The 16,771-nt window shown below is 63.1% G+C and carries 15 protein-coding genes; 2 read left to right on the top strand and 13 right to left on the bottom strand.

The window, feature by feature from the left end; translation table 11 throughout:
* Positions 1-11: 11 nt before the first annotated feature.
* Entirely contained in the window at positions 12-1,898 is a 1,887-nt protein-coding gene (locus OU993_RS01015; RefSeq protein ID WP_268154157.1) for an ABCB family ABC transporter ATP-binding protein/permease, read from the bottom strand.
* 116 nt (positions 1,899-2,014) lie between these two features.
* Positions 2,015-3,796: a LysM peptidoglycan-binding domain-containing protein gene (locus OU993_RS01010; RefSeq protein WP_268154155.1), complete on the bottom strand. Its 1,782-nt coding sequence runs from the start codon at positions 3,794-3,796 to the stop codon at positions 2,015-2,017.
* 169 nt (positions 3,797-3,965) lie between these two features.
* Here OU993_RS01010 and OU993_RS01005 point away from each other — a divergent pair, with 169 nt between their 5' ends.
* A complete protein-coding gene (locus OU993_RS01005) occupies positions 3,966-4,571 on the top strand; it encodes a TIGR00730 family Rossman fold protein (RefSeq protein ID WP_268154153.1) in 606 nt (201 codons plus the stop codon).
* On the opposite strand, the gene OU993_RS01000 is transcribed toward OU993_RS01005, so the two are convergent.
* Together OU993_RS01000 and rarD are read right to left on the bottom strand one after the other, a co-directional pair.
* On the bottom strand, positions 4,568-4,897 hold the full coding sequence (locus tag OU993_RS01000) for a DHCW motif cupin fold protein (RefSeq protein WP_268154151.1): 330 nt from the start codon (positions 4,895-4,897) through the stop codon (positions 4,568-4,570). The two genes, OU993_RS01005 and OU993_RS01000, sit on opposite strands and share 4 nt — an antisense overlap.
* A gap of 23 nt (positions 4,898-4,920) precedes the next feature.
* Entirely contained in the window at positions 4,921-5,832 is a 912-nt protein-coding gene (gene rarD, locus OU993_RS00995) for an EamA family transporter RarD (protein WP_268154149.1), read from the bottom strand.
* Between the two features lie 136 nt (positions 5,833-5,968).
* On the opposite strand from rarD, the gene OU993_RS00990 reads away from it, so the two are divergent.
* Entirely contained in the window at positions 5,969-6,847 is an 879-nt protein-coding gene (locus OU993_RS00990; RefSeq protein WP_268154147.1) for a protein-L-isoaspartate O-methyltransferase family protein, read from the top strand.
* On the opposite strand, the gene cimA is transcribed toward OU993_RS00990, so the two are convergent.
* The 9 genes from cimA to purF form a co-directional block, all read right to left on the bottom strand.
* Complete coding sequence (cimA, locus tag OU993_RS00985; protein WP_268154145.1) at positions 6,848-8,464, bottom strand: citramalate synthase; 1,617 nt, start codon at positions 8,462-8,464, stop codon at positions 6,848-6,850.
* A 216-nt stretch (positions 8,465-8,680) separates the two neighbouring features.
* Complete coding sequence (gene pip, locus OU993_RS00980; protein WP_268154143.1) at positions 8,681-9,637, bottom strand: prolyl aminopeptidase; 957 nt, start codon at positions 9,635-9,637, stop codon at positions 8,681-8,683.
* Position 9,638: 1 nt separating this feature from the next.
* The gene (locus tag OU993_RS00975) at positions 9,639-10,103 is read right to left on the bottom strand and encodes a GFA family protein (protein WP_268154140.1); all 465 of its coding nucleotides are present in this window, start codon (positions 10,101-10,103) and stop codon (positions 9,639-9,641) included.
* Positions 10,104-10,228: 125 nt separating this feature from the next.
* Positions 10,229-10,708: a GFA family protein gene (locus OU993_RS00970; protein WP_268154138.1), complete on the bottom strand. Its 480-nt coding sequence runs from the start codon at positions 10,706-10,708 to the stop codon at positions 10,229-10,231.
* 280 nt (positions 10,709-10,988) lie between these two features.
* Positions 10,989-11,354, bottom strand: a complete 366-nt coding sequence (locus OU993_RS00965) for an endonuclease domain-containing protein (protein ID WP_268154136.1) — start codon at positions 11,352-11,354, stop codon at positions 10,989-10,991.
* A 403-nt stretch (positions 11,355-11,757) separates the two neighbouring features.
* Entirely contained in the window at positions 11,758-13,143 is a 1,386-nt protein-coding gene (gene cysS, locus OU993_RS00960) for a cysteine--tRNA ligase (protein ID WP_268154134.1), read from the bottom strand.
* 257 nt (positions 13,144-13,400) lie between these two features.
* Positions 13,401-14,288 (bottom strand): DMT family transporter, encoded by an 888-nt coding sequence (locus tag OU993_RS00955; protein ID WP_268154132.1) that lies wholly within the window; start codon positions 14,286-14,288, stop codon positions 13,401-13,403.
* 25 nt (positions 14,289-14,313) lie between these two features.
* Positions 14,314-15,054, bottom strand: a complete 741-nt coding sequence (locus OU993_RS00950; RefSeq protein WP_268154130.1) for an SDR family NAD(P)-dependent oxidoreductase — start codon at positions 15,052-15,054, stop codon at positions 14,314-14,316.
* A 219-nt stretch (positions 15,055-15,273) separates the two neighbouring features.
* Entirely contained in the window at positions 15,274-16,764 is a 1,491-nt protein-coding gene (purF, locus tag OU993_RS00945) for an amidophosphoribosyltransferase (RefSeq protein ID WP_268157441.1), read from the bottom strand.
* Between the last annotated feature and the right edge of the window lie 7 nt (positions 16,765-16,771).

Genomic DNA, 16,771 nt, shown 5'->3' with positions numbered 1-16,771 from the left:
GTGCAAGGCACTCACACGGCCGGTTCCTTCCGGACCACCACGCCCAGATCATCGTTTTCGCGCACTTTACGCAGATTTTCTTCTGCCTGGGTGGCTTCGCGTTGGCGGTTCCACATCGAGGCGTAGAGGCCGTTCTGTTCGAGAAGGGCGGCATGCGTGCCGCGTTCGGCGATCTCGCCGGCGCGCAGCACGATGATCTCGTCGGCATTGATGACGGTCGAGAGACGGTGGGCGATGACGAGCGTCGTACGGTTTTTCGACACCACGTCGAGGGCGGCCTGGATCTCCTGTTCGGTCGTCGTGTCGAGCGCAGAAGTCGCTTCGTCGAGGATGAGGATCGGCGGCGCCTTCAGGATCGTACGGGCAATCGCCACGCGCTGCTTTTCGCCGCCGGAGAGTTTCAAGCCCCGCTCGCCGACCATGGTCTTGAAACCATCCGGCAGGCTGGTGATGAAATGGCCGATCTGCGCCACATCGGCCGCCGCCAGCAGTTCGTCATCCGTGGCAGTCAGACGACCGTAGCGGATGTTATAGGCGATCGTGTCGTTGAACAGCACGGTATCCTGCGGCACCATGCCGATGACGGCGCGCAGGCTCTTCTGCGTCACGTTGCGCACATCCTGCCCGTCGATCTCGATGGCGCCGGACTGGATGTCGTAGAACCGGTAGAGGAGGCGGGAAATGGTGGATTTACCGGCACCCGAGGGGCCGACGATCGCCACCGTCTTGCCGGCCGGCACTTCGAAGGAGACGCCCTTCAGGATCGGCCGTTCTGGGTCATAGGCGAAATGCACGTCGCGGAAGGTGATGCGGCCGTTTTCGATGGCAAGCGGTTTGGCGTCCGGCCTGTCCACCACTTCGGCCTCCACCTCGAGAAGCTCGAACATCTGCTCGATGTCGGTCAGGCCCTGGCGGATTTCGCGGTAGACGAAACCGATGAAGTTGAGCGGCACGGAGAGCTGGATCAAAAGCGCGTTGACGAAAACGAAATCGCCGATCGTCTGCTCGCCGCGCTGCACGGCAAGCGCCGACATCACCATCATCACGGTGGTGCCCAGCCCGAAGATCACGCCCTGGCCGAAGTTCAGCCAGCCAAGCGAGGTCCAGACCTGGGTTGCGGATTTTTCGTAGCGCGCCATCGAGGCATCGAAGCGCTTGGCTTCCATCTCCTCGTTGCCGAAATATTTGACCGTCTCGAAATTGAGGAGCGAATCGATCGCCTTGGTATTGGCCTCGGTGTCGCTGGCATTCATCGAGCGGCGGATGGCGATGCGCCAGTCCGACGCCCTCACCGTGAACCAGATATAGGCCCAGACGGTGACGGCGGTCACCAGCACATAAGACAGGCCGTAGGAATACCAGAAGATGATGGCGGTCAGCAGGAACTCGACCAGCGTCGGCACGGAATTGAGGATCGTGAAGCGGACGATCGTTTCGATGCCCTTCGTGCCGCGCTCGATGATGCGCGACAGACCGCCCGTCTTGCGTTCGAGGTGGAAGCGCAACGACAGCTGGTGCATGTGCACGAAGGTCTTGTAGGCAAGCTGGCGCACCGCATGCTGACCGACGCTGGCAAACAGCGAATCACGCAGCTGGTTGAGCCCGAGCTGGATGAGGCGGGTGAGGTTATAGGCAATCACCAGTGCCACGGCGCCGAGCAACAGAGCGGGGAGGATGCCCGCCATGTCCATCTTGCCATTCAGCGCGTCCGTTGCCCATTTGAAGAAATAGGGAACGGCCAGCAGCACGAATTTGGCGACAAACAGAAAAACGGTGGCCCAGATGACACGGGCCTTCAGGTCCGGCCTGCCGCTTGGCCACATATAGGGCCAAAGGTTCACGAGCGTGCCGAGCGGATTGCCCGAGTCCGCCGAAACGGTCTTCTTTTTCTGTGCCATGGATGCCTCCGGAAGGAGGCTTTCACATAAGGCTGGCGCCGTCGCAATGCAACGATCACCGGCAGCTTAGATTGAGAAGATGGCGTCGTGTTGCCACGACGCCGTCCCGAACCAGTTCAGCCCTTGGTGAAACGGCGATGGATCTTTTCCGCCTCGTCGTCCGGCAGCGAATCCTTCGGCACGCCAAAAATCTGGCCGGGTTCGATCAGGTTCGGATTGGCGATCTGTTGCTGGTTGGCAAGGTAGATGGTCGTGTAGCGCACGCCCTGGCCATAGATGCGTCGCGAGATCTGCCACAGCGTATCGCCGCGGCGGATGATGACGGAGGCGGCCTCGCTCTGCGTCAGCGGCGCCTGGGCAATCGTCTTTGCGGAGGCGGCCTGCTGTGCCTCAGCCATCGCCTGCGGCAGCGGGGAGGCCGGTGCGGACGGAAGGGCGGGGCCGATCACCTTCGCGATCATCTCGGCAATCGCCGGCAGCCCCTTGGCAAGGCTTGCCACATCGCGCGGCAAGGCATCGAGCGCCTTCAGCGCGGCGGCGGCCTCGTTGATCACATTGGTGGCAATCGCCAGCGTATTGGCATCCGCATTGGCCGGCAGGCGATATTCGGTGAGAGCCCGCAGGGCGATGGACGTGGCGGAGCGCGCCGCGGCAACCCGTTCGTTGTCGGGTGTCGCACCATTGGCAAACAGCGTCTGCAGCAGCTGGAAGGCGCGTGCCACGTCGCCGCGCAGCTTGTCGAAGGCGCCGGCATCGATCGGGTTCAGCGAACCGGCGCCTTGCGGCGTTGCAACCGCGGCCACCTGTTCGCCGGCCGGGCGGTTGAACGGAACCTCGACGCGCAGCGCCACCTTGCCGTTTCCGTCAAGCTGGTCGACCGCGATACGATGTTCTCCGATCGGCAGCGCAATCGTGCCGTCGATGACGAAATGGCCGTCGCCGCCGGCTCTGGCCTCGCCGACCAGCGTTCCATTGGCATAACCCTTGAGGTTTGCGCCCGAGCGGCTGAGCCCGGCGATGAACAGTCGGTCGCCTTCGATTTCGACGGCGGTCACCTGCAGAGCCGGCTTTTCGTCCTGAACGGCCGGTGCTGCAGGAACCGGTGCCGTTGCCGCAGCCGCCGGGGCGGAGGCCGTCTCGACCGGCGTTGCGGGTTTCGGCGTTTCGACCGGAATGGTCGCCTCGACCTTCGGTGTTTCGGTCTGGGCAGGCACGGCTGCCGCATCGGCAGCGTTGACGGCAACCCGTTCCGTTTTTGTCGTCTCGTTGATCTTCGGCATGGCGAGGATGCGGCTCGGCTGGCCCGGCTTGCTGACCATGGCCAGAAGCTCGCCATCCTTGGACTTCGGAACAGAGACGGTGGCGATTTCTTCGGAGATGACGGTGCGGCCATCCTCGGCCGTTGCCTTCAGGACGAGCTGATGGTCACCGGGCGGCAGCGGCTGTTCCGGAATGGCGACGAATTCGCCGGCGCGGTCGACACTCGTCATGGCAATCGTCTGGACCTGGTCGGCCACTTCAAGCTTGGCTTTCGGTTCGGCGCGGCCGGCAATCACGGTCGAGCCATCGGGTTCGACGCGCAACACGTCGAAGGTCGGGATCACCAGCGCGCGCGGCGCCTGCGGCACCACAGCCGTCTGCACCGGTGCGGCCGGCGCTGGCGCGGCATCGGTCTTGGCAGCGCTGGCCGGTGCCTTTTCCGGCGTCGGATCGACCAGCTGCTTGGCCGCATTGCCGCCCTGTGTCACCGCGTCCTTGATCTGGCGTCCCGCCGCATTGATCGCATCGCCGACCGGTTGCGTTTCCGGCGAAAGGCGGGGCATGATGAAGAACACCATGAGAACGGTCGCTATGGCGAGGGCGGACAGGGCGAGCCAACCGGCGCGATTCTTGAACATCAGATCTCTCCAGACGGAATACCGTCGATAGAACAGGAATTACAGGTTTCACGCTGCGTTAACAAGGTTTCCCGGGGCTTTTGCGCTTGCCCGATGCTTGATTTCCCGTCACTTTTACACGTCCGGCGACTCTTTTGGAGACCGGACATGATGCAATACGGAGAATCCTGTGCCAATTCGATCCATCTGTGTTTACTGCGGTTCCCAGCCGGGCCGTGACGCTGCCTATGTTGCTGCTGGTCGTGCGCTGGGCCGGTCCATCGCCACCCATGGCCTGCGACTCGTCTATGGTGGCGGTACGAAAGGCATCATGGGCGCGGTCGCGTCCGGTGTGCTGTCGAACGGCGGTCAGGTGACGGGAATCATTCCAGACTTTCTTGTCGACATGGAGGCAACCCGCCATTCTCTCGGCCAGTTGAACGAACTGATCATCACGAAGGACATGCACGAGCGCAAACACGCGATGTTCGAGCGCGCCGACGCCTTCGTCACCCTGCCGGGCGGTATCGGCACGCTGGAGGAGATCGTCGAGATCATGACCTGGGCGCAGCTCGGTCGGCATGGCAAGCCGATGGTGTTTGCCAATATCGGCGGCTTCTGGAACCCGATGCTGGAACTGGTCGATCACATGAAGGCGCAAGGCTTCATCCACCACGCCAACCTCGTTCAGCCGTTGATCATCGACGACATCGACGCGGTGGTGCCCGCCATCATGGATGCCTGGGGCGACGAGGCTGTCGATGACGGCAACGAGGCGGTGATCGCCAAGCTTTAATCGACGATGAACAGTTTTGCGCCGGTCTTTGTCGAAGACCGGTGCGGTTCGGCGCCATCGGCCACCTGGTAACTCATGCCCGGTGTCAGCAGAAAAGTGCGGCCATCGGCCAGCTCCGTCAGCAGTTCTCCCTCAAGGCAGAGCAGGATATGGCCTTTTTCGCACCAGTGGTCGGCGAGATAGCCGGGCGTATAGTCGACCATGCGAACACGGATGTCGCCGAAACGCTGCGTGCGCCAGGTGGCACTGCCGGTCTCGCCGCTATGTTCGGTCCGCTCGATCGCCTCCCAGTCGGTGGTGCCGAAGGGAATATCTGACATGCGCATGGGAACGTCCTTTGGGTGCGGCTTCAACGGGACCGGTAGGTCTTCAGCATGGACAGGGTGTAGAGCGCCAGCGCCGACCAGATCAACACGAAGGCGAAGAGTTTCACCGGGTTCATCGGCTCGTGGAACACGAACACGGCGATCAGGAAGATGATGGTTGGCGTGATGTATTGCATGATGCCGATGGTGGAGAGGCGCAACCGTTTCGCCGCATTGGCATAGATCATCAGCGGCACGGCGGTCGCAAGACCCGCGGCGGCGAGAAGCCAGGTGTCGGTGGTCGTGCCATGGGTAAAATGGCCGCTGCCGTTTGCCTCCAGCCACAGGATGTAGGGCAGGGCGGCGATGCTGAGGATCGCGACCTCCAGGAAGAAACCCTGGTTGGCTCCGACCGGCAGCGTCTTGCGCAGGAGCGCGTAGATACCCCAGCTGAAGGTCAGCGTCAGCGAGATCCACGGCAGGCGACCGGCATCCCAGGTGAGAATGCCGACGGCAACGAAGGCAAGCGCAATTGCCGCCATCTGAACCGGCGCCAGCCGTTCTTTCAAGAGGATCGAGCCGAGCAGGATGCTGAACAGCGGATTGATGAAATAACCGAGCGCGCCCTCGATCGCGTGGCCCGAGCCGACCGCATAGACATAGGTGACCCAGTTGATGGTGATCAGCGTGGCGGTGACCGCTGCCATCACCATGGTGCGCGGCGAGCGCAGGGCGTCTTTGATGTCACCGAACCGGCGTGTCACCAGCAGGATCAGTGCAGCAAACGGCAACGACCAGACGACGCGGTGGGCCAGAACCTCGACGGGCGAAAGATGGCCGAGTGCCTTCAGATAAAGCGGCAGGATCCCCCAGATTCCATAGGCGGCCAGCGCATAGGCAAAACCCTGCGGCGTGTCGCCGGTCTGTGGCATGGAAGGTGCATTGTTTGTCGCCATCGGTTCATGACCCTTTGCTGATGCGGCTCTCCTTAGGCCGGAATGGTCGTGGCTGCCAATTCATTCGTTTGGTGCTTGCATCAATGCCGTTCATCCGACACGTTCTCAGCATTGGTGTCCAAGACGGGAAGCGTACATGAGCGACAGCCCCATCCATCGCCGCCTTTATGCCCAGCAGATGCTGGCACGCGCGTTTGTCGAACGGGACGAGCGGCTGATGAGCGCCTTTGCCCGCGTGCCGCGCGAGGACTTTGCCGGACCGCCGCCCTGGTACATCCGTGATCAGGAAGGGTACCGCGCAATGCCCTCCAACGATCCGCTGGTGCTTTACCAGGATGTGCTGGTCGGGCTCGACATGGCGCGCGCCGTCAACAATGGCAGCCCGGCCCTGCATGTCGGTCTCCTGCACAAGGCGGGCGTTCAGGAGGGTGAGCATGTTGTGCATCTGGGGGCCGGCAGCGGTTATTATTCGGCGATCCTGGCTGAACTCGTCGGCCCGTCCGGCCAGGTGACGGCGGTGGAATATGACGCGAAACTGGCCGAGATGGCGCGGGCGGCGCTCAAACCCTACGACCAGGTGCAGGTGGTGCATGGCAGCGCCTTCGACTGGCCGCCGGTGAAGTCTGCGGCGAAGGCGGACGTCATCTACGTCAACTTCGCGCTCGATCATCCGCCGGCGCGCTGGGTGGAAAACCTCTATCTCAACGGTCGGCTGATCTTTCCCTTCGGTGTCCCGGCTCAGGATGCCGCCGGCGGCCGCACCGGCGTGACGGCCCGCGCCGGCATGCTGATGATCGAACGCCGGACGGCGGGTTTCGAAGCGCGTTTCCTGCAAGGCGTCAGCTTCGTCTGGGCCGAGGGGCTGGACGAGGTGCCGGGCCGCCACGAAGGCCTGATGCGCGCCTTCCGCAGCGGAGGGCACGCAAAAATCCGCAGCCTGCGCTGGGGCGGCAGCCCGGGAACGCAGGAATGGTATGGCGAGGAGGGCTGGGGCCTCTCCTTCGACATGCTCTGATCATTCCGCCGCAAGACGCCCCGCCATGTGGCGGTTCTTCATCAGCTTGTAGACGATCGAATCGATCAGCGCCTGGAATGAGGCGTCGATGATGTTTTCCGACACGCCGACCGTCCACCAGCGGGTGCCGTCGCCATCCATGGATTCGATCAGGACGCGGGTCACGGCCTCGGTGCCGCCGTTCAGGATCCGCACCTTGAAGTCGGCCAGTTCGAGGTCCTCGATCTCCCGGTTGAACTTACCGAGATCCTTGCGCAGCGCCAGATCGAGCGCGTTGACCGGGCCGTCACCTTCGGCGACCGACATCACCCGCTCGCCATCGATGACGAGCCGCACCACCGCCTCCGAGACGGTCTTCAGCATGCCGTTCGCATCGAAACGGCGTTCCACCATGACGCGGAAACCGTCGATCTCGAAAAAAGTCGGGATGGTGCCGAGCGTGCGGCGGGCGAGCAGTTCGAAACTCGCATCGGCGCCCTCATAGGCATAACCTTCCGCCTCACGCTCCTTGACGATGGTGATCAGCTTGTCGAGGCGCGGATCATCCTTGCCAACCTCGATGCCGCGGCGCTTCAATTCGTTGAGGAAGTTCGACTTGCCGCCCTGGTCCGAGACCATGACCTTGCGCAGGTTGCCAACACTTTCCGGCACCACATGTTCATAGGTGCGCGGGTCCTTGAGCAGGGCAGACGCATGGATGCCGGCCTTGGTGGCGAAGGCGGACGCCCCGACGTAAGGGCTCTGATGGTTGGGCGAGCGGTTGAGCAATTCATCGAAGGCATGCGAGAGGCCTGTCAGCCCGGTCAGGCGCTCGCGATCGATGCTCGTTTCGAAACGCTCGTTATAGGCGGGCTTCAGTGAAAGCGTCGGGATCAGCGTCACGAGATTGGCATTGCCGCAGCGTTCGCCGATGCCGTTCAGCGTGCCCTGGATCTGCCGCACGCCGGCTTCCACGGCGGCCAGCGAATTGGCAATCGCCTGGCCGGTATCGTCATGCGCGTGGATGCCGAGATGATCGCCCGGAATGCCGGCGGCGATGACGGCGGAGACGATCTCGCGCACCTCGGCGGGCTGGCTGCCGCCATTGGTGTCGCACAAAACCACCCAGCGGGCGCCGGCCTCGTAAGCCGCTTTGGCGCAGGCCAGCGCATAATCCGGATTGGCTTTGTAGCCGTCGAAGAAATGCTCGCAATCGATCATTGCCTCGCGGCCGGAGGCGATCACCGCCTCGACGCTGTCGCGGATCGACTCAAGGTTTTCTTCGTTGGAACAGCCGAGCGCGACGCGCACATGGTAATCCCAGCTTTTCGCCACAAGACAGATCACGTCGCTTTTCGACTGCAAAAGTGCTGCAAGCCCTGGATCGTTGGCAGCCGAGACGCCGGCGCGCTTCGTCATGCCGAAGGCCACGAATTTTGCGGCCCGCGTGCGCTTCTGGCCGAAGAAGGCGGTGTCGGTCGGATTGGCGCCCGGATAACCACCCTCAATGTAATCGATGCCGAAGTCGTCGAGCAGTTTGGTGATGGCAATCTTGTCTTCGACGGAAAAATCCACGCCGGGCGTCTGCTGCCCGTCGCGCAACGTGGTGTCGAAGAGGGTGATCTTTTCGCGTGTCATGTCCGTGCCGCTCCCTGGCCGCCGTCTGCCGTATAGCTTCCCCCTCTGGCCTACCGGCCATCTCCCCCACAAGGGGGGAGACCCATTGCGGCGCCGTCCTGCCCAGTTTGAAGGGGCCACGTCCGGGAGACGTGGCTGGGTGAGGCAGCAGCCGTTCTGCCGGTCTCCCCCCCTTGTGGGGGAGATGGCCGGCAGGCCAGAGGGGGTATTCAGTCCTCAGTTCTTTCCCGCAAACCTGTCCGTCGCCCGGATCAGCTGGTCGAGAATGCCGGGATCGGTCAGCGCGTGGCCGGCGCCCTCGACGATCTTCAGCTCCGCATCCGTCCAGCGCTTGGACAACTCCCAGGCATATTTGAGCGGGCAGGGCATGTCGTAGCGACCATGCACGATGACGCCCGGAATGCCTTGAAGTTTGTGCGCATCGCGCAGCAATTGCCCGTCCTCCAGCCAGCCGGCATGCATGAAATAGTGGTTTTCGATGCGGGCAAAGGCGATGGCGTAATGATCCTCGCCGAAACTGTCGATCTGCGAAAGATTGGGGATCAGCGAAATGGTGGCGCCCTCCCACTGGCTCCAGGCCTTGGCAAACCTCAGCTTCTCGGCCTCGTCGCTGCCGGTCAGGCGGCGGTGGTAGGCGGCCATCATGTCGTGCCGTTCGGCTTCCGGCACGGGTTCGATGAACTTTTCCCAGCGGTCCGGATACATTTGCGAGACGCCGAACTGGTAATACCAGTCGAGTTCCGCTTTTGTCAGCGTATAGATGCCGCGCACGACGAGTTCGGTGACGCGCTCAGGATGGTTTTCCGAATAGGCAAGCGCCAGCGTCGATCCCCAGGAGCCGCCGAACACCATCCAGCGTTCGACGCCGATCATCTGCCGCAGCCGCTCGATGTCATCGACCAGATGCCAGGTGGTGTTGGCCTCGAGCGAGGCGTGTGGCGTCGAGCGGCCGCAGCCGCGCTGGTCGAACAGCAGCACATCATAGAGGGCCGGATCGAAGACGCGGCGCTGGTTCGGATTACACCCGCCGCCGGGGCCGCCATGCAGGAAAACGACGGGTTTCGCGCCCTTCGTGCCGACCCGCTCCCAGTAGATGCTATGGCCGTCGCCGACATCCAGCATGCCCGTTTCATAGGGCTCGATCTCGGGATAATAGCTGCGCAGTTCGCTCATGTCAGTCGTCCTTCGGCGGCCATTCCGCCGTATCGTGATCGGGATGCTGGTAGCTCTCGACGGAGGCGAAGAAGACCTCCATCTCGGGGTTGGTGACGGCGGGTTTTTGAAACAGCGTGTCGATCCAGGGCAGGCGCTGGTGATTGTTCACCTGCACCTGCGGCTCCAGCTGCTCGGGGTGATCGAAGGCGCCGATCGCCAGTTCCACGCCGCCCGGATGATGATAGGTCAGCGGCGTGCCGCATTTGTTGCAGAAGCCGCGTTTTACCTTGGCCGACGAGCGGAACAGGCTCGGCTGGCCGCGCGTCCAGGTCAGATGTGCCTGATCGGCAGAGACGAGCGCGCCGAAGAAGCTGCCGAACGCCTTCTGGCACATGCGGCAATGGCAGATCGACGGCCGCCCGAGCTTTTCCGCCCGAAACCGCACCGCGCCGCACTGGCATCCGCCGGTCATGATGCTGTCCATGCCGCTCTCCTATCTCAGGCTGACGTAAAGAACGATGCCGATGGTGATGGCGGCCACCAGAACGCCCTTGGCGATCAGGCCATAAAGCAGCCATTTCGGCATCTTCATATCGGGTTTGGGCTCCGTCATGACCGTCCCTCCGTTGGCCAGTCGGCGGTGTCGTGATCCGGATGCTGGTAGGACACGACATCCGGCAGGAAGGGCGCGTCGTCGAGATCATCCAGCGTGGCGCGTGCCGGCAGCGAAGGGATCTGATCGGCAAAGGCGAGCCGGCATTCGATGCCGAACTGCAGGGTCGGCGGCAGGCGGGCAGGATCATCAAAGGCGCCGGCCGCAAGCGACAGCCCATCCGGCGCCTCATAGGTCAGTGGCGTGCCGCAATTCTCGCAGAAACCGCGCAGGACGAAATTCGAGGAGGCAAAGCGTTTCGGTTGGCCGCGCGTCCACGTCACCTTCGCGGTGCCGACCGCCACCAGCGGCGCATAATAGGCGCCGAACGCCTTCTGGCACATGCGACAGTGGCAGACCGACACATCCTTCGGCATGCCCTCCATCCGAAAACGGATCGCGCCGCACTGGCAGCCGCCGGTGTGGATCTCGCTCATGCGGCCCTCCTGTTGGTGGGTGGGATACCCCCCTCTGGCCTGCCGGACATCTCCCCCTCAAGGGGGGAGATTGGCAGAACGGCAGACGCACTGCCCCGAACCCCGCTATCAGCGGCCGAGGAATGCAACGATGGATGGAGGACACCATGCGTGTTGGCGGCGGCCCCCTTTCTTCGAAGCATCATTGGAGGCAAAGCGCGCGCGGCATCCCGATCTCCCCCCTTGAGGGGGAGATGCCCGGCAGGGCAGAGGGGGGTACCAAGCCCGCCGTAGACTCCCATCAGCGCACCCTCCCGATGACGGTCAGGATGTGGAGGCAAACTGCGTCGAGATCCTTCAGAACGTCATCATTCCAGAAGCGCAGCACCGTCCATCCATCGGCTTCCAGCCGTGCCGTTCTGGCGGCGTCATAACGGATGGCTTGGTCGTCAGAATGCTGGCTGCCATCCAGCTCAACAATCAGCCGTTCATCCGGACAGGCAAAGTCAACGATATAGTCAGCAATGGGAACCTGTCGTCTGAAGCCAAGGCCTTCGAGCCGATGGGCGCGCACCGCATTCCAGAGCTTCAGCTCCGCTTCGGTCATCGCCTTGCGCATGCGTTTGGCATTGGCACGACGCTGAGGCGGAATCGGCGTATGGGACATAGCGCGTGACGGTAACAGGGTGGACGTTGCGGCAGACTGCTCCTTGCAGCGAAAAGTTGCAAGCGAAGCTGTCTCGACGTTGTGCCGCGGGGTACCCCCCTCTGTCCTGCCGGACATCTCCCCCACACGGGGGGAGATTGGCAGAACGGCATCCGCTCTTCCCCAATTTGCGCGGTGAGATGCGGGGGATCTGTTCGATGGCCGATGTCGAAGCCCGTTGAACACAGACTGTCCCGCAAAGGGCAAAGCGCTGGCTAACGGGCGGTGCAAGCCTGTTGCTGCAGTCCAGCCCATCAGACGCCGCATCAATTGAGGCAGAGCGCGCGCGGCATCCCGATCTCCCCCCGTGTGGGGGAGATGCCCGGCAGGGCAGAGGGGGGTATGGCGCGGCGGGACAGCCATGTTACCGCTTCACTTCCCAGCTCGTGACCCGCTCGCCTGTTACGGGATCCTTGCCGTCCTTCAACTGGATGCCCTTTTCCGCCAGTTCGTTGCGGATGCGGTCGGCCTCGGCGAAGTTTTTGGCTTTGAGCAGTTCAAGCCGCATCTCGACCAGCGCATCGATGCCGGCGGCAATGGCTTCATCCACCTCCACGGGCTTCGGCAAGAGGCCAAGCAGATCGGCCGAGGCGGCGAAGCGGGCCCTGGCGTCCGGATCGCTGTGCGAGGCCTGGGCCAGGGCATGCAGCGCCTGGATGGCGGGGACCGTGTTGAGGTCGTCCGAAAGCGCGTCGAGCACGCTCTCGTCCGGTTCAGCGCCGCCAGCCTCGGCCACAGGCCATTTCGCCAGCAGGTTCTCCGCCTCCTCCAACCGCTTCACCGAAAAATCGATCGGCTCGCGATAATGCGTCATCAGCATGGCGAGCCGCAGCACTTCGCCCGGCCATTTGCGCCCGCCAAAGGTCTCGGTCTCCAGAAGCTCGTTGATGGTGACGAAATTGCCGTCCGACTTCGACATCTTTCGGCCTTCCACCTGCACGAAGCCGTTGTGCATCCACACATTTGCCATCACATGCGTGCCGTGCGCGCAGCGCGATTGCGCGATCTCGTTTTCGTGGTGCGGGAAGATCAGGTCGAGCCCGCCGCCATGGATGTCGAAGACTTCTCCGAGATAGCGCGCGCTCATCGCCGAGCATTCGATATGCCAGCCGGGGCGGCCGCGGCCCCAGGGGCTTTCCCAGCCGGGTTCGTTGTGGCCGGACGCCTTCCACAGCACGAAATCGCCGGGGTTCTTCTTGTGCGCGTCAACCGCGATACGCGCGCCCGCCTGCTGCTCGTCGAGCGGGCGTTTGGAAAGCTGGCCGTAATCGCTCATCGAGCGGGTGTCGAACAACACTTCGCCTTCCGCCGCATAGGCATGGCCACGGGCGATCAGCTTTTCGATGATGGCGATCATCTGGGCAATATTGTCGGTCGCGCGCGGCTGCACCGTCGGCTCCAGGCAGCCGAGCGCCTTCACATCCGCCTGGAATTGCTGCTCCGTGCGTTCGGTGACGGCGCGGATCGCATCGTTCAGGGGAAGGCCTGGATGGTCCCGCAGCGCCCGCGCATTGATCTTGTCGTCCACGTCGGTGATGTTGCGGGCATAGGTGACATGGGCCTCGCCATAGATGTGTCGCAGCAGGCGGAACAACACGTCGAAAACGATGACGGGCCGGGCATTGCCGATATGGGCATAGTCATAGACGGTCGGGCCGCAGACATACATGCGCACATTGTTCGGGTCGAGCGGCTGGAACACCGCCTCGTCGCGGGTCAGCGTGTTGTAGAGCTTGAGCGTCTGGCTCATCGATATCGTCTCCCGAAACGGACTGGAACCGGCCGGACCGGTTCTGTGTCTTCTTGTGGTTTTCGAGAGACGAGAACGGCCGGCCAGCAAAATGCTAGCGAATAATGATCCCGCAGATGGTGCAGAGGGCCGTGTTCATGGGCCAAAGCTTATGGCCCCGAACCGGCATGTGGTCAAGGGGAGGGCAAGGCCGAAATGTTCGCTCATCCGGTGCCGGACGAAATATTCGTGCTGCCTCGGGCGGGCGGTAACCAGGTCTATGGCTGCAGCGGGATTTTTGCCTTGGCCGGCATCAGCCCCAGCACCAGCGCGCAGCCGGCGATGATCACCGCACCCCCGGCGATCTGCATCAGCGTCAGCGGTTCATCGAGCAAAAGCGCGCCGACCAGCACCGCCACCACGGTGACGGCAAATTCGACGCTGATCGCCCGTGTCGCGCCGATCGACGAGACGAGGCCGAAATAGAGCACATAGGTGAGTGAACTCATCAGGCCTGCCAGCGCCACGAGATAGAGGTAATCGACAGCCTCCGGCATGCCGGGCACCGGCACCACGGCAATCAGCGGGAGCGCAATCACGCCGCCGGAGAGAAAGGCGCCGATGGTGACTTCCCAGGGCCCGGTTCCGGCGAGGTGCCGGCTCGCATAATTGCTGCCGAAGGCGGCGGAGAAGGTGGAAAACAGCATGGCGGCACAGCCGAGCAGGAAAGCGGGCGTCACTGGAACGGCGGGGAAACCGACGAGCATCAGGAGCCCGATCGTGCCGAGCGCCAGCCCCAGCACCCGCGTCGGGGTGATGTGTTCCAGCCCCCAAAGCCTCGAAATCACCATGGAAAACAGCGGGATGGAGGCAACGAAGATCGCCGCCATGGCCGTGCCGATGCGCGGCGTCGCATAGGAAAGCCCGATCAGCTGGCCGGCAACCGTGGTGGCACCGACCACGGCAAGCGGCATGAACCGGGCGGGGAAGACCAGCCTGCGCCGCATCAGCCGCGCCATCAGGATCAGGATGGCGGCAGCGATGAAACAACGGAAGGTGACCGCACCCACCCAGCCGAAGGCGGCGACCACCTTCAGGAGAAGCAGGAAGGAAAAGCCCCAGGCAATGGCAAGGAACAGATAGGCGGCAAGATCACGAAGGCGCATGGGGCTGCTCTGAAAGGGCCGAAGGCTATTCCGGCAGGCGGTAATCGACGAATTTGTTCTGCCGGACGAGGAACAGCCGGCCGGTTTCCGTCATCTGCGGCGAACAGAGCGGCAAAAGCTTTTCGGCAACCTCGGATGGATGGGGCAGGGTGGCCGGATCTTCGCCCGGCATGGCCTGCGCCCGCATCGCGGTGCGGGTAGCGCCCGGATTGACGTTGATGACCCGCAGTTTCGTCTGCTCGGTTTCCGCGGCCCAGGTACGGCCGAGCATCTCCACGGCTGCCTTCGAGGCCGCATAGGCGCCCCAGAAGGCGCGGGCATCGGTGGCAACGCCCGAGGAGAGCAGCAGCGCACGCCCGGCTTCGGATTTGAGCAGCAGCGGCTCGACCGAGCGGATCAGTCGCCAGGTGGCCGTCACATTGGTTAGCATCACCTTGTCGAACACTTTTGCCTCGATATGGCCGACCGGCGATATGACGCCCAGAATACCGGCATTGGCGACGAGAATGTCGAGTTTGCCCCAGCGCTCAAAGATCGAGGCGCCCAGCCGGTCGATGGCGGCCATGTCGGTGAGGTCGAAGGGAACGAGCGTCGCCGTTCCCCCGGCCGCCTGGATCTGGTCGTCGAGCTCCTCGAGGCCGCCGACTGTGCGGGCGCAGGCAATCACATGCGCGCCGGCTTTTGCGAGTGCCAGCGCCGTGAAATAACCGATGCCGCGCGAGGCGCCGGTCACCAGTGCGATTTTGCCCGTCAGGTCGATGCTCATCTACTCTCCACCCTCATCTCTGTTGGGCAGATCTGCCTCTGCCGCTGTCCCGGACAGGTTATTACCCCTTCCGCGTGTCCAGCGTGCTTGTCACAGGGCATGGTCCTGCGCAAGAGGTTGCGCCGGGATGAGGCAGGGGCGTCAGAGGGCGACCATAAAAAAGCCCCTCCACCGGGATTGGTTCATCCTGGCAGAGGGGCTTTTGTCCGTCAAAAGGTCTCAGCCGTTGCTGGCCATCACCGAAATCTTGCGGCCCATCGCTTCGCCGTCCTTGTCGAGCAGGCGGGTCGGGTAATCGCCGGTGAAATAATGGTCGGTGAACTGCGGACGGGCCGGATTGCGATCCTCGCCGCCAACCGCGCGGTAAAGCCCGTTGATCGACAGGAAGGCCAGCGAATCCGCGCCGATATACCGGCACATGGCCTCCACGCCGTCATACTGGTTGGCGAGCAGCTTTTCCGCGTCGGGCGTATCGATGCCGTAGAAATCGGGGAAGAAGATCATCGGGGAGGCGACGCGCAGATGCACTTCCTTGGCGCCGGCATCACGGATCATCTGGACGATCTTCAGCGAGGTCGTGCCACGCACGATCGAATCATCCACCAGGATGACGCGCTTGCCTTCGATCATCGCCCGGTTGGCCGAATGTTTCAGCTTCACGCCAAAGGCGCGGATCTGCTGGGTCGGCTCGATGAAGGTGCGGCCGACATAATGGTTGCGGATGATGCCGTATTCGAAGGGAATGCCGCTTTCCTGCGCGTAACCAAGGGCCGCCGGCGTGCCGCCGTCCGGCACGGGCACCACGACATCGCCTTCGACCGGCGATTCCTTGGCCAGATTGACACCCATGTTTTTGCGCGCGACGTAAACCGAGCGGCCGCCGACGACCGAATCCGGCCGGGCGAAATAGACATATTCGAACAGGCAGAGCCGCTCCGGCTGCACGTTCGGCGCCTTGCGTTCCTCGATCGAGATCGAGCCGTCCGGCTGGATCTCGCAGATGATCACTTCGCCGTTTTCCACGTCGCGGATGTATTTCGCGCCGATGATGTCGAGCGCACAGGTTTCCGAGCAGAAGATCGGCTTGCCGTCGAGTTCGCCCATCACCAGCGGACGGATGCCGGTGGGATCGCGCGCGGCGATCAGCTTGGTGCGGGTGATGCCGAGCATCGAATAACCGCCTTCCATCTGGCGGATGGCATCGATGAAACGGTCGCTGGTATTGGTGTAGCGCGAACGGGCGATCAGGTGCAGCACCACTTCCGTATCGGAGGTGGACTGACAGATGGCGCCCCCGGCGATCAGCTGGCGGCGCAGCGTCAGACCGTTGGTGAAATTGCCGTTATGGGCAACGGCGATGCCGCCGACTTCCAGTTCGGCAAACAGAGGCTGCACGTTGCGCAGCGCCACTTCGCCGGTGGTGGAATAACGGGTATGGCCAATCGCCATGGCGCCCGGCAGCTTCGCGATCGTCGTCGGGTTGGTGTAGTGGTCGCCGACGAGGCCCATGTGCTTTTCCGTGTGGAACTGCTTGCCGTCGAAGGAGACGATGCCGGCCGCTTCCTGGCCGCGATGCTGGAGGGCGTGGAGGCCGAGCGCTGTCAGCGTTGCCGCATCGGGGTGGCCCAGAATGCCGAACACGCCACACTCTTCGTGCAGCGTGTCGCCATCCAGATCGTCGGAAAGATGTTGCGAAACCAGCTCAATCATCATCGCG

The organism is Rhizobium sp. SL86 (assembly GCF_026672545.1).
GTDB lineage: Bacteria > Pseudomonadota > Alphaproteobacteria > Rhizobiales > Rhizobiaceae > Neorhizobium.
The sequence above is the reverse complement of the archived record's forward strand: the minus strand, read 5'-3'. Positions and strand labels throughout refer to the sequence as shown.

Coding starts and splice junctions, on each gene's coding strand:
- OU993_RS00955 (WP_268154132.1), bottom strand. CDS start 14,288: ATGCGCCTTCGTGATCTTGCCGCCTATCTGTTCCTTGCCATTGCCTGG.
- rarD (WP_268154149.1), bottom strand. CDS start 5,832: ATGGCGACAAACAATGCACCTTCCATGCCACAGACCGGCGACACGCCG.
- cysS (WP_268154134.1), bottom strand. CDS start 13,143: ATGAGCCAGACGCTCAAGCTCTACAACACGCTGACCCGCGACGAGGCG.
- pip (WP_268154143.1), bottom strand. CDS start 9,637: ATGAGCGAACTGCGCAGCTATTATCCCGAGATCGAGCCCTATGAAACG.
- OU993_RS00975 (WP_268154140.1), bottom strand. CDS start 10,103: ATGGACAGCATCATGACCGGCGGATGCCAGTGCGGCGCGGTGCGGTTT.
- OU993_RS00950 (WP_268154130.1), bottom strand. CDS start 15,054: ATGAGCATCGACCTGACGGGCAAAATCGCACTGGTGACCGGCGCCTCG.
- OU993_RS01000 (WP_268154151.1), bottom strand. CDS start 4,897: ATGCGCATGTCAGATATTCCCTTCGGCACCACCGACTGGGAGGCGATC.
- OU993_RS01015 (WP_268154157.1), bottom strand. CDS start 1,898: ATGGCACAGAAAAAGAAGACCGTTTCGGCGGACTCGGGCAATCCGCTC.
- OU993_RS00970 (WP_268154138.1), bottom strand. CDS start 10,708: ATGAGCGAGATCCACACCGGCGGCTGCCAGTGCGGCGCGATCCGTTTT.
- OU993_RS00990 (WP_268154147.1), top strand. CDS start 5,969: ATGAGCGACAGCCCCATCCATCGCCGCCTTTATGCCCAGCAGATGCTG.
- OU993_RS01010 (WP_268154155.1), bottom strand. CDS start 3,796: ATGTTCAAGAATCGCGCCGGTTGGCTCGCCCTGTCCGCCCTCGCCATA.
- purF (WP_268157441.1), bottom strand. CDS start 16,764: ATGATTGAGCTGGTTTCGCAACATCTTTCCGACGATCTGGATGGCGAC.
- OU993_RS00965 (WP_268154136.1), bottom strand. CDS start 11,354: ATGTCCCATACGCCGATTCCGCCTCAGCGTCGTGCCAATGCCAAACGC.
- cimA (WP_268154145.1), bottom strand. CDS start 8,464: ATGACACGCGAAAAGATCACCCTCTTCGACACCACGTTGCGCGACGGG.